This is a genomic window from Algibacter sp. TI.3.09 (assembly GCF_038154905.1).
Lineage (GTDB): Bacteria > Bacteroidota > Bacteroidia > Flavobacteriales > Flavobacteriaceae > Algibacter.
Map to the genome: position 1 here is coordinate 1,463,200 of NZ_JBAKAN010000001.1, position 13,596 is coordinate 1,476,795.

12 protein-coding genes are annotated in these 13,596 nt (G+C 31.8%); 5 read left to right on the top strand and 7 right to left on the bottom strand.

Translation table 11 applies throughout. From position 1 onward, the window contains the following. The first annotated feature begins 13 nt into the window (after window positions 1-13). The 5 genes from V6246_RS05760 (at window position 14) to V6246_RS05780 (ending at window position 5,365) form a co-directional block, all read left to right on the top strand. The gene (locus tag V6246_RS05760; RefSeq protein WP_341559566.1) at window positions 14-1,021 is read left to right on the top strand and encodes a glycosyltransferase family 2 protein; all 1,008 of its coding nucleotides are present in this window, start codon (window positions 14-16) and stop codon (window positions 1,019-1,021) included. 91 nt (window positions 1,022-1,112) lie between these two features. After that, window positions 1,113-3,038: a BatA domain-containing protein gene (locus tag V6246_RS05765; RefSeq protein WP_341559567.1), complete on the top strand. Its 1,926-nt coding sequence runs from the start codon at window positions 1,113-1,115 to the stop codon at window positions 3,036-3,038. Next, window positions 3,035-4,291 (top strand): dihydroorotase, encoded by a 1,257-nt coding sequence (locus tag V6246_RS05770; protein ID WP_341559568.1) that lies wholly within the window; start codon window positions 3,035-3,037, stop codon window positions 4,289-4,291. Before V6246_RS05765 ends, V6246_RS05770 begins: the two co-directional genes overlap by 4 nt. Before the next feature lie 5 nt (window positions 4,292-4,296). Continuing rightward, window positions 4,297-4,629, top strand: a complete 333-nt coding sequence (locus V6246_RS05775; RefSeq protein WP_304404112.1) for a hypothetical protein — start codon at window positions 4,297-4,299, stop codon at window positions 4,627-4,629. An 82-nt stretch (window positions 4,630-4,711) separates the two neighbouring features. Continuing rightward, window positions 4,712-5,365 (top strand): alpha/beta hydrolase, encoded by a 654-nt coding sequence (locus V6246_RS05780; RefSeq protein WP_341559569.1) that lies wholly within the window; start codon window positions 4,712-4,714, stop codon window positions 5,363-5,365. Window positions 5,366-5,953: 588 nt separating this feature from the next. On the opposite strand, the gene V6246_RS05785 is transcribed toward V6246_RS05780, so the two are convergent. The 7 genes from V6246_RS05785 to recN form a co-directional block, all read right to left on the bottom strand. Next, window positions 5,954-6,658, bottom strand: coding sequence for a response regulator transcription factor (locus tag V6246_RS05785; RefSeq protein ID WP_159021018.1), 705 nt, complete (start codon window positions 6,656-6,658; stop codon window positions 5,954-5,956). Window positions 6,659-6,661: 3 nt separating this feature from the next. After that, on the bottom strand, window positions 6,662-8,191 hold the full coding sequence (locus tag V6246_RS05790; RefSeq protein ID WP_341559570.1) for a sensor histidine kinase: 1,530 nt from the start codon (window positions 8,189-8,191) through the stop codon (window positions 6,662-6,664). 106 nt (window positions 8,192-8,297) lie between these two features. After that, the gene (gene coaE / locus V6246_RS05795; protein ID WP_341559571.1) at window positions 8,298-8,891 is read right to left on the bottom strand and encodes a dephospho-CoA kinase; all 594 of its coding nucleotides are present in this window, start codon (window positions 8,889-8,891) and stop codon (window positions 8,298-8,300) included. Then, window positions 8,888-9,844, bottom strand: coding sequence for a CdaR family protein (locus V6246_RS05800; protein ID WP_341559572.1), 957 nt, complete (start codon window positions 9,842-9,844; stop codon window positions 8,888-8,890). The genes coaE and V6246_RS05800 overlap by 4 nt, the downstream gene beginning before the upstream one ends. Beyond that, the gene (locus tag V6246_RS05805; RefSeq protein WP_341559573.1) at window positions 9,841-10,848 is read right to left on the bottom strand and encodes a glycosyltransferase; all 1,008 of its coding nucleotides are present in this window, start codon (window positions 10,846-10,848) and stop codon (window positions 9,841-9,843) included. Before V6246_RS05805 ends, V6246_RS05800 begins: the two co-directional genes overlap by 4 nt. Window positions 10,849-10,913: 65 nt before the next feature. After that, on the bottom strand, window positions 10,914-11,735 hold the full coding sequence (locus V6246_RS05810; protein ID WP_042502818.1) for an enoyl-ACP reductase FabI: 822 nt from the start codon (window positions 11,733-11,735) through the stop codon (window positions 10,914-10,916). Window positions 11,736-11,902: 167 nt separating this feature from the next. Next, window positions 11,903-13,555 (bottom strand): DNA repair protein RecN, encoded by a 1,653-nt coding sequence (gene recN / locus V6246_RS05815; RefSeq protein WP_341559574.1) that lies wholly within the window; start codon window positions 13,553-13,555, stop codon window positions 11,903-11,905. Between the last annotated feature and the right edge of the window lie 41 nt (window positions 13,556-13,596).

The following is a 13,596-nucleotide window of genomic DNA, read 5'->3' on the forward strand; positions in this document are numbered from 1 at the left end:
TTAAATTCGCAACATGCAAAAACCATTAGTCAGTATTCTCATTCCGTTTAAAAACACCGGAGCGTATTTAAAACCGTGCCTAACATCTATTATAAACCAAAGTTATTCCAATTGGGAATTACTTATTATAGACGACGGTTCTACTGACGATAGTTTTGATATTGTAAACTCTTTCGCGCTTAAAGATGCAAGAATACAACTTTATAAGAATATAGGAAACGGAATTATTGATGCATTGCAACTCGCATTTTCTAAAAGTAGTGGAGAACTTATTACCCGCATGGATAGCGATGATATTATGCTACCCAACAAAATTAAGGTTTTAGCACATAACTTAATAACACACGGCACGCAACATGTTGCCGTTGGATTAGTTAATTATTTTGCTGAAGATGGCATAAAAGATGGCTATAAAAGCTATGAAGTTTGGTTGAACGGTTTAACTGAAAAAGGAATTAATTTTTCTGAAATTTATAAAGAATGTGTTATTCCGTCACCTTGCTGGATGGTTTACCGCAGCGATTTTATTGCCTGCGATGCCTTTAACCCCAACTTATATCCTGAAGATTACGACTTAGCTTTTCGGTTTTACAAACATGGCTTTAAGTGTATACCTTGTAATGAAGTTTTGCACAATTGGCGCGATTATAATACCCGTACTTCGCGCACACATGTCCATTATGCTGAAAATCATTTTATTGATATTAAGCTGAAATATTTTCTAGAACTCGATTACAATCCCGACAAAACCTTAATAATTTGGGGAGCCGGAAAAAAAGGAAAAACCATTGCTAAAAAATTGATTGAAAAAAAGATACCTTTTGAATGGATTTGCGATAACCCTAATAAAATTGGTCGCGACATCTATGGCGTAATTCTTAAACCTTTTAATTATTTAGCTGAAACTGGCCACGCACAAAGCATTATTACTGTAGCTAATAAAAGCGAACAGAAAGATATTTTAGAATATATGAAAGGACTTAACTTAAAACCAATTGAAGATTATGTCTTTTTCTGTTAATTGTATTTTTTGAGTTTATTGTTAGAAAAATATTCGTGAATTGATGGCATTATTTTTTTCATTCTCTATATTTGTGTAATTATAAAAAAACATGCAGTTTAAACACCCCGAACTTCTTTACGCCTTATTTTTACTGCTTATCCCTATAATTATTCACTTATTTCAATTACGTAAATTTGAAAAAGTAGATTTTACCAACGTTGCTTTTTTAAAAGAAGCAAAACTACAAGCTCGAAAAAGTTCGCAAATTAAAAAATGGCTTATTCTCTGCACGCGCTTATTATTATTAGCCTGCCTTGTATTAGCCTTTGCTCAACCTTTTACAGCAAAAACAAACGCTTTTAAATCGAAAAAAGAAACGGTAATTTATTTAGATAATTCGTTTAGCATGCAAGCTAAAGGTAATAAAGGCGAGCTTTTAAAAAGAGCTATACAAGATATTATAGCGCATGTTCCTGAAAACGAAAACATAACACTTTTAACCAATAACAACGTCTATAAAAACGTAACTATTAAAAGTATTAAAAACGATTTACTACAACTTGGGTATGCCGCTACTCCACTAACGTCTCAAGCGGCCTATTTAAAAAGTAATACTTTTTTCAGCAAACAAAAAAGCAGCTTAAAAAGCTTAATTTATATATCAGATTTTCAAGATAGTAATCAAGGTTTTTCAATTGAGAAAGACTCTTTGAAAACAAATTATTTTGTTCAACTTCAACCTGTAAACAACGAAAACATCGCTATTGATAGCGCTTTTATTTCAAACAAAACAGCCTCTGAAATTAAATTAAGTGTCCTTTTGAAAAACACGGGAAAATCTTTGGAGAATCTACCCGTTTCACTTTTTAATAACGACACTTTAATTGCAAAAACATCGGTAAGTATAGATAAGGAAGCGAGCACGACCTTTACACTACCAAAAAATAAAATAATAAACGGTAAAATAAGCATAGATGATGCGAGTTTACAGTTTGATAACAGCTTGTTTTTCAATATTAATAACACCGAAAAAGTTAATGTATTAGCGATAAACGAAGGAAATGATGATTTTTTAAAGCGTATTTATACGGTTAGTGAGTTTAACTACACATCGTCTGCTTTAAACCAGTTAAACTATAACATTTTAGAATCGCAAAATCTAGTTGTTTTAAATGAAATTAACACCATACCAAACGCCTTAACTGCTGCGCTAAAACAATTTATGAGCCAAGGTGGTTCGCTTGTAATTATTCCGTCTAGTAACATTACCATAGCATCTTACAACGATTTGCTTCAAAGTTTTCAGTCTACTTTTAAGAGTTTCAATAAAACTGAAAAACGCATCACGAATATCAATTACTCGCATCCTTTATTTAACAATGGCGTATTTGAGAAACAGGTTATTAATTTTCAATATCCAAAAGTTAACGGATTTTATAATATAAATTCTGCAAGTCTATCTTCAATTCTTAAATATGAGGACGGCTCTCCTTTTTTGTTTCAAAATAAAAATACTTTTGTATTTACTTCGGCCTTAAATAAAGAAGATTCCAACTTTAAAAATTCGCCGCTAATTGTACCTACTCTTTACAATATTGGGAAGTATAGTTTTAAAATCCCTGAGCTATATTATACCATCGGGAAAAATAATAGCTTTGAAGTCAATACGCAATTGCAACAAGATGCCGTATTAGCGCTGAGCAACCAAACTGAAAATATGATTCCGGAACAGCAACTTTTTAATAACAAAGTGCTTATTAAAACTTCTGAAACACCGAATACTGCTAATATTTACAACATAAAAAACAAAACGGACGTTATTAAAAACGTAAGTTATAATTACGATAGAACGGAAAGCAACCTGCTTTACTCCAACTTATCTACCACGGAAAATATAAACCTGAACAACTCTGTTGCTCAAGTTTTCGATACTATAAAAAGTGACTCAAAAATTAATGCGCTATGGAAATGGTTTGTTATTTTTGCACTAGCGTTTTTACTTACTGAAATGTGCATATTAAAATATTTTAAATGAACATACTTATAAAATCGGCCACGATAATAGATTCTAAAAGCGAGTTTCATAACAGTACTCAGGATATATTAATTGAAAATGGCGTGATTACTTCCATTGCTAAATCCATTAAAAACACCAATAACTACCAAGAAATTCAACTTGATAATTTACATATTTCTCAAGGTTGGTTTGATAGTAGCGTGAGTTTTGGAGAACCCGGTTTTGAAGAACGTGACACCATAGAAAATGGTTTAAAAACCGCGGCTGCATCTGGTTTTACTGCAGTAGCCATGAATGCGAATAGCAACCCAGTAATAGACTCTAACTCTAATATTACATTTGTAAATGCTAAAGCGCAAAACCATGCCGTAAGCTTATTACCTATAGGCGCTTTAACCGTTGGAAGCAAAGGAGAAGATTTAGCCGAATTATACGATATGAAATCTGCCGGAGCTGTAGCTTTTTACGATTATAAAAAGCCAATTTCAAATCCTAACTTAATGAAAATTGCTTTGCAATACGCCAGTAATTTTGATGGATTAATTTGTGCTTTTCCTCAGGAAAATAAAATTGCAGGTCACGGTGTAATGAACGAAAACATTACAAGCACTACCCTTGGTTTAAAAGGTATACCTGCTATGGCAGAAGAATTACAAATTGCACGCGATATATTTTTATTAGAATACACTGGCGGAAAATTACATATCCCAACTATTTCTACTGCAAAATCGGTAGAATTAATACGCGAAGCCAAACATAAAAAACTAAACATTACTTGTAGCGTTGCTATACATAACTTATATTTCTCTGATGCAGCATTAAGCGATTTCAATACACATTTTAAAGTGTTACCTCCCTTACGCATACAAAGTGATATTGATGCCTTAATTGAAGGTCTTAAAGATGGTACTATCGATATGATCACCAGTGACCATAACCCAATAGATATCGAACATAAAAAAATTGAATTCGACCATGCCAAATACGGTACTATTGGTTTAGAATCGGCTTTTGGAGCACTTCAATCCTTATTCACCATTAAGAAAACTATTGATATTTTAACCAAAGGAAAATCACGATTTGGATTAGAAAACACACCGATAAATATTGGCAACAAAGCAGATTTATCATTATTTAATCCAGATACAAAATACACGTTTTCTAAAAATGACATCATATCGAAATCTAAAAATGCCATTTTTGAAGGTGAAGCTTTAAAAGGTAAAGTTTACGGTATTATTTCTAACAATAAAATTTCTATAAACTCATAATTTAAATGACAGTACAAGATATTGAAATAGGGCGCAAAAATGCTATAATTAGCTATTTAACCATATTTGGAACCATAATAGCATTCTATTTAAACAACGAAAAAAAGAGTGAGTTTGCTACCTTCCATATCAGGCAATCCTTAGGCCTATGGTTAACCTTTTTTGCATTAGGTTATATTGTTGGTAGTTTTGATAGTTGGTTAGTTTCTATGGGATTCTACATATTTTTTGCAGTGCTTTTTGTTTTTGGATTTGGAAACGCTGTTGGTAAAAAAGCACAACCTATACCTTTAGTCGGGGCTTTATATCAAAGAATGTTTGCTAATCTTGGCAAATAAAAACAAGAGTTTTTAAATTTTAAAAATAAACGTAACTATTAAAAACAGCAAGAAAACTCTTGATGTTTAAACCCATACACAAATGAATAGAGATCTATCTTTAGAACATATAATTCGTAAATCATCTTTAAAAGAAAATGCACCATTACTCATTTTATTACATGGTTATGGAAGCGATGAAAACGATTTATTTTCGTTTGCAAACGAATTACCAGAAGAGCTTTTCATTATTTCAGTGAAAGCACCTTACCCAATGCAACCACATGGAAATGCTTGGTATGCTATTAATTTTGATGCTGAAAAAGGAAAATGGAGTGATAATGAACAAGCTATTTTATCTCGAGATTTAATTGCTAAATTTATAGACGAAGCTATTGAAACCTACCCAGTAAATAAAGATAGTGTGTCACTTTTAGGCTTTAGCCAAGGTTGTATTTTAAGTTATACTGTAGCCTTAACTTACCCAGAAAAAATTAAAAACATTGTGGCTTTAAGTGGTTATGTTAATCCAGATATTTTTCCGAAACCTATTCAAAAAGAAGATTATGCCCATTTAGATTTCTACTGCTCTCACGGTAGTGTAGATCAGGTTATCCCTGTAGATTGGGCAAGACAAAACGCGCCTTATTTAAGTAAATTAAACATAAAACATAAATATTCTGAATTTCCTGTTGGGCACGGAGTTGCTCCGCAAAACTTCTACGAATTAAAAGAATGGTTATCTGCTCGTATTTAAAAAAGTTCCATAACTCTCTAAAAACAAAAAAACACTTCACTTTGAAGTGTTTTTTTTGTTTCCCTAAAACCGACAGTGTAATTGTTAATTTATTGCTTTGTTTTTAAGTAAAAACATAAATTATTGAAGCATATATAATAATGCCCAATTTGCTCTAATTTGAAAGAAAAAACAATTTTACGAAGAAAAATTTTACACAATAAAAAGTACAGCTTGGGGAGAGGGTTTTGATCAAGGAAACTTTTTTATATCCCTAGAGCCAGGAACATACGAGGTTTGTTATGGCTTAATTACTGATGCTTGCCCAGAAGAACAATTTAGTTGTCAAACTGTAACGGTACCTGAGTTATAGATCATCGAATAACGATTTCAAAATATTAGATTTCAATCTGTTTTCTACAGTTTAAATATCATAAAAACACCCTCACTAAATATAATTTTTAATGAGGGTGTTTTCATTTTAAACTTCAACATAAAACTTAACATAATACGCGTTAAACATCTATTTCCGAAGTAAAATATATACCATAAAAAAACCTGTCAGTTTATATAAACTAACAGGTTTTAAATATTATTTATGTTTAAATATTAGCTATTTACAACTAATCTAAATCCTTCACCATGTATATTAAGTATTTCTACTTTTGGATCTAATTTTAAATACTTACGAAGCTTTGCAATGTAAACATCCATACTTCTAGACGTAAAATAATTATCGTCTCTCCATATTTTAGTCAATGCTAATTCACGAGGCATTAAATCATTTTCATGTAATGCTAACAAACGTAACAACTCATTTTCTTTAGGCGATAACTTTACAGGTTCTGCTCCATTATGGCTTAAAAAACGGAGTTTAGAATTCAAGTCGAAGCCACCAATTTTAAATTCAAATTGTTTACTATCAGAAACTGTTTCTGTTGCCTTTCTTTGAATAATAGCTTTTATTTTCATTAGTAACACCTCACTATCAAACGGCTTGTTTAAATAGTCGTCTGCCCCTACTTTATAACCTTTAAGCACATCTTCCTTCATGGTTTTAGCCGTTAGGAAAACTATAGGCACATCAGTGTTTTTTTCACGTATTTCTTTAGCTAAAGTAAAGCCATCTTTATACGGCATCATAACGTCTAAAATACATAAATCAAAATCATCCTTTTTGAATTTTTCAAAACCTTCCATACCGTTTTTGGCATGAGTTACGTCATAATCATTCATCATTAAATAATCCTTAAGTACGGTTCCAAAATTTGGATCATCTTCTACTAATAAAATTCTTTTTTTATGCTCTTCCATAATTTACGATATTAACGGAAGCCTTACTGTAAAAGTACTTCCTTTGTCTTTTTCACTTTCTACTGTTATATAACCTTGATGGTCATCTACTATGCGTTTCACGTATGCTAAACCAAGTCCATGGCCTTTAACATTATGTATATTTCCAGTATGTTCTCTATAAAATTTTTCGAACACACGTTTTACGGCAGCTTTACTCATTCCGCTACCTTGATCTTTAATTTTCAATATAATATTAGTCCCAACATTTTCCGTATACACGTCTATTTTTGGGGCTTCTGGAGAATATTTAATGGCATTATCCAAAATATTTACCACCACATTTGTAAAGTGTGTTTCGTTTGCTAAAACCGATGTGCTTTCTGCATTCAAGTGCGTATGTATATAGCCTTGCCTGTCTTCCACAATCAATTCCACATGGGTAATAGCATCTTCTATTAACTCATGAAAGTCAACACGTTCTTTACTTATATTTAGCTCATTCTTTTCAAGTTTCGAAATACGTAACACATTTTCTACTTGGGCGTGCATACGTTTATTCTCTTCTTTAATCATGTTTAAGTAACGGATTACCTTATCACGATCTCCAATGATTTTAGGATTCTTAATAGAATCTAAAGCTAAATTTATAGTCGCAATGGGCGTTTTAAACTCATGCGTCATATTATTTATAAAATCGGTTTTAATTTCCGAAATTTTACGTTGTTTCATTAACTGATAAAGTGCTCCTGTATACGCCATAATAATGATTAACGTAAACACTATAGACAGCAAAATCATACCAATTATAGTCGATAAAATAAACTTACCATCTTCCGGGAAATTTACCAATAATTTATATGGACTTCCCGTATTCATATTAGAAAAAATAGGTACAGAATAGGTTGAAGCTTTATCATACTCAAAGGAATCACTCTGAATTTTTGTTGCCAAATCGTTACTGTAAATAGCAAATTCGAAATTAATATTAATCGAATCTTCTTTTAACTTGCGATCTAGCATTTCTTCAATCGTTTCTCTAGAAACTCTTTGATGAATTGGTCGCCTTTGTGCAATATCTTTATAAAGATCTTCAAATAAAATTTTATCGGTTGTAGACATCTTCTCTAAAACCAATAATTTATCATTCGAACTTAAATCTAAATCCGACTCTTTATTACTATAAACTCTTGTTTGGCGTTCGTTATAAATGCGTTTCACATTTATAGTATCTAACCCCATGTCAAAAAGCGGTGAACTCAGCTTGTAATTTTCTTCTAAAATACCACTACTATAAACTACAATTTCTTTAGAATCGGAGTCTTCTTGAATAATATTTAAGTTTCTAATAGCTGCCGTATCTACCGATACACCTTGTAAAACTAAATTCTGAAGTTTGTAAACATACTCTGCCTCTTCCTTAGTTTCAATAGTATTGGAAACATAGTAAAGTGCCGTTTTTACACTACTCCTAAAACGTTCTTTTTCGTTCTTTACGGAATTGTTAATATAGTAAGCTTGGATAGAAATTATCCCTATCAAAGATAAACTCATTAACAATATTAAAACGAAAATTATGCGTTTGCTCATTATTCAAAATTAACATTTTAACATTTACTAAAACAGCTTTTAACCTTACATTAACAAAAATGTTAAAATTCTATGATTTCTGTATTTTTTTAAGAATCTGGGCATGTACAAAAGCCACTTGTTTTTTAGTTTTTTCGAGGTCAATATTTTCGATAACAAAATGCGAAAGCTTTACTTTTTCGGCATCGCTCCATTGGTTGTCCATAATCGCTTTTACCTTTTCTTCTGTAGTATTATCACGTTCCAAAACACGCTCTATTTTAGCTGCTTTGGGAGCCGTTACAGCAATAATATAATCGCAGAGTTTATCACCTCCATTTTCAAATAAAATCGCGACTTCTTTTATTACGTAGACTGAATTTTGTTTGGCTGTCCATTTTTCAAAATGCCTAGCCACTCTTGGGTGAATAATAGCATTCATTTGGTTTAGCATATTTTTATCATTAAAAATAATACTAGCAATAAATGGCTTATTTAAACTTTGATCCACGTAAGCTTCTTCCCCAAACAACGCAATAAGTTTACGCTTAATAATTTTGGACTTAAGCATCAGTTTTTTGGCCTCAACATCGGCAATATATACTGGCACACCTAATGCCTTAAACATTTTTGCTACGGTTGTTTTCCCGCTACCAATACCACCTGTAAGCCCTATTACAATCATTTCGTTATAATAAATTCTATTAATTGTTGATTTACTCTTGCATTTTTAACCTGTTCTGGCATTTTAACCAATTCTGGCGTTAACGTAGAGCCTTTGGTGACTTTACTATAATCGCAAACCACTTTAAAATCTTTTACAGTAACACTATTAAAGTTTTTTAAACTCACGTAATAAGATACGTTAATTTCCTTTGGAAAATATTTTATTCTTAAAGAATCTGGCGTGTTTATAATATGAACCGGAATCTTTAATTTTCCTTCTGTAAACTTTTCAACTTTAGCTTTTAACACAGTTGTTCTACTCGAAAATTTTAAATCGGCCATATTAGGAAGCTCTAATTCTAAATTTTTAGTAATATCGGTTTTTACATCTATTAAATTTACAGGCTTTGTTTCAATAAACTTCAACTTTGAAACCAAAACATCTGGACCTATTACAGTAACCGAATCTGGTTGTAATTTATAATCTCCAGCTACATCATAACCTAAAGAAAAACTTACCTCCGATTTTAACCTAATAGGTACTTTTTTAACCAAATTAACACCATACTTAAAGTAAAGCGTATCTGGCAAAATATTTAATAATTCTACATGACTTTCAAATTGTGTATTTGCCAAATATTTAATCGATTTGTGCCAAACATAAGCCGAATCTTTTCTATAAACATCTTTATCAAAATCAATTTTAACTTTAGGAGAACTCATGTAATAATTTAACCATTTAAAGCCATGAGTTTTTAAGGTAATAGCCAAAAAATTAGTGCTATCATTCAAAATAACATGCTCTTGAGGCACATGCTCCATCTCAATATTAAACACTAGAGTATTAGTATATTCTTTAGATAATTTATTAAAAATCAAGATAATAAAAGCCGACACCAGAAAGAGTAGAAAAATATTGATTTTTTTACTTTTTATAGAAGATAATAAATGAGACTTTAATTTTTTTATCATTTCGATTTAAAGAATAATTTAGGAAAGTGATTTTCAGGATCCTTATTTAAAACGGATACAGCTATTGTCGATTTCAAAAACCCATAACCATAACCAAAAAATTGAATAATTATTGCCGGTATTGCCAAAATAGAAACCACGATATTTTTGGTAGAAATTAAAGCTAATAAAAAAGCAACTCCGAAATACAACGAATAAGCTATTAAGCCAAGATTAATATTAACAAGAAGCAATAAAATAGAAAACACGAAGCCTAAACAAAACAACGTAGGAAACCAATATGTTATTTTTTTAGTTGAAGGGTGCCAGCTATTTAAAATAGGCCTTACCATTCCGAATTTATTAACCTGCTTATAAAAATTACTCCAAGAAATGCGGCGTTTATGATACACAAAAGCTTCAGGAATTAAAGTGGTTTTAAAACCTAAATCCCATAAACGAATAGATAAATCGGGATCTTCACCAGGATGTATACGTCCGAAACCAGAAGAAGCAAGAAAAGCTACTTTTGATAACCCCATATTAAAACTCCGTGGCTGAAAGGTATCTACACTTTTTTTATTCCCTCTAATACCGCCTGTAGTGATAAAGGAGGTCATTGAAAAATTAATAGCTTTCTGTAAATTAGTAAACGATTGGTGTGCCGCATCTGGCCCTCCAAAACAATCCACATAATAAGCTTCTAACCCTTTTTCAACTTCAGATAAATATTGTGGTGGTAAAATACAATCGGAATCTAAAATAATAAAATAATTCCCTTTTGCCCGTTGCATTCCATAGTTTCTAGAATCTCCTGGTCCCGAATTTTCTTTGAAATAATAAGAAATATCTAACTTATTTTTAAAAGCATCTACTATTGATTTTGATGATAAAGTAGAACCATCTTCAACGATAACAATTTCAAAATCTGTATCCGTTTTTAACCCCACAAAACTCTCTAAAAGTTCTTGGGTTTCGTCTGGTCGATTATAAACCGGAATTATGAATGAAAACTCTAACTGCATAACACAAAAGTAACAAAAAAGCCACCCTTTTACAGGTGGCTTTAATAATATATAATCTTTATTTTCTATTTTTCTTCAGCAGCAACAAATGCACTCATAACTTCGTCACTAACACCCATGTTACTAAAACCACCATCGTGGAATAAGTTTTGTAGTGTTACGCGCTTAGTTAAATCACTAAACATAGAAACAGTATAGTTTGCACAATCTAAAGCTGTAGCATTACCAAGTGGAGACATTTTATCTGCGTAAGCAATAAAACCATCAAAACCTTTTACACCACTACCTGCAGTAGTTGGTGTTGGCGATTGAGAAATAGTGTTTACACGTACTTTTTTATCTCTTCCGAAGAAATATCCAAAACTACGAGCTACACTCTCTAAATATGCCTTATTATCAGCCATATCATTATAATCAGGAAATACACGTTGTGCAGCCATGTAAGTTAAAGCTACAATAGAACCCCACTCGTTCATAGCATCGGCTTTATAAAGCGTTTGCATAACTTTATGAAAAGACATTGCAGAAACATCTGTTCCTTTTTGAGTCCATGCATAATTCTGATCGGTGTAATGCTTTCCTTTACGTACGTTAATAGACATTCCGATAGAGTGTAAAACAAAATCAATTTTACCTCCAAGAATTTCCATAGATTTCTCTACTAAATTCTGTAAATCTTCTTCCGAAGTCGCATCAGCAGGAATAATTTGAGAACCAGTTTTTTCAGCCAATTCATTAATCTGTCCCATTCTCATGGCAACTGGCGCGTTTGTTAAAACAAAAGTTCCGCCTTCTTCATGAACACGTTCTGCAGTTTTCCAAGCAATTGAATTTTCATCTAATGCTCCAAAAATAATTCCTCTTTTTCCTTTTAGTAAATTGTACATATTAATTGGTTTATTTCCCTAATTCAACAAAACGTTTGTTCTGGTTTGTTTCGCTGTTATCTCCCTTTACAAGGCTATAATACGGGCCGTATTTTTAATTTATTGATTAATTTAACGCCGCAAAAATACTAAACTTTAAACTTTAAAACTTAAAAGCTTTAGTTTTTTTAATTTAGTAATTCCTTAGCATGTGCAATGGCTGACGACGACATTTCTATTCCACCCAACATTTGTGCTATTTCCACAATACGCTCATCGTGATTTAGCTTTACTAAATTGGTACGAGTAACATCGTCTACATCTTCCTTATAGACTTTAAAATGCGAATGTCCTTTAGCTGCAACCTGCGGTAAATGTGTAATAGAAAACACTTGCATAGTCTTACTCATATCCTGCATAATATCTCCCATTTTGTTAGAAATCTCACCAGAAACTCCAGTATCAATTTCATCGAACATAATAGTTGGCAATTGTATATAATTTGATAAAACAGACTTAATAGCAAGCATAATTCGTGATAACTCACCACCAGATGCTGCTTTTTTAAGTTCGTTAAATTGACCTCCTTTATTTGCAGAAAACAAAAACGTTAGCTCGTCTTGGCCATTTGCAAAAAAGGCATCTTTTAATGTTGCTTCAATTTTAAACTGAGCATTTGGCATCCCTAAGCTCGCTAAAATAGTTTCTAATTCCTTTTTTAACTGCGGAATTACAGCAACACGTGTTTTATTTATTTCTTTTGAAATTTTATTTATTTGCTTAGTTTTAGCTAAGATTTCATTTTCTTTTTTCTGAATATTTTCATCTAAGCTCTCAGTTGCCGAAACTTTTTCTTCTAATGCATTTTTAATTTGAATAAGCTCTGCTACATCTTCCGCAACATGCTTTTGCATTAAGTTATGTATCGCTTTAAGTTTTGCATCTACAACTTCTAATCTAGCCGGGTCGGCATCCAATTCCTCTTGTAAAGCGTCTACTTCGCCAAAAACATCGTCCATTTCAATAAGGCTACTGTTAACGCGGTTAAACAAATCTTCGTACTTAGAAGATATACCAGATAACTTCTGAAATACATTTTTCAAGTTGGTTAAACTCCCTAGAACTCCAATTTCTTCTTCTGATAATAATTGATGTGCTTCCGATAGTTTTTCTTGTATGCCTTCAATATTATTTAAAGTCTCATACTCCTCCTCTAGCGTTTCCACTTCACCATCAACTAAATTAGCTTCTACCAATTCACTCAATAAAAATGAGTTGTAATCGTGCTCTTTTATGGCTTCCGCCTGAAAGGTTAAAAGTTCTTTTAAATCCTTCTGGAGTTTTTTATAGCCTTTTAATTCAACTTTATAATCTTGTAAAATAGTATCGTTATTAGCTAAAGCATCTATTATTTGAAATTGAAAACCATTATCGGTTAATTGCATGGTTTGATGCTGAGAATGGATATCAATTAATCGTTCACCTAAAACCTGCAAACCTTTTAAATTTACCGGAGAATCATTTACAAAAGCTCGTGATTTACCTGAAGGCAAAATTTCTCGACGGATAATAGTTTGCTCCTCATAATCGAAGTCTTCTGCTTCAAATAAAGCCTTCAATTTATAGTTTGAAACATTAAAAACAGCTTCAATAATACACTTTTTTGAAGTATCTTTTAAATTACTTAAATCGGCACGTTTTCCTAAAATTAAAGATAAACCACCAAGAAGGATAGATTTTCCTGCTCCAGTTTCACCTGTAATTATAGAAAAACCATCGTTAAAATTAACCTGTAAATGATCGATTAATGCGTAATTTTTTATAGAAAGCGATGTTAGCATTTTTTGTAGTCTTTTATGTTAGACTTAATGTTTAGTTGTTA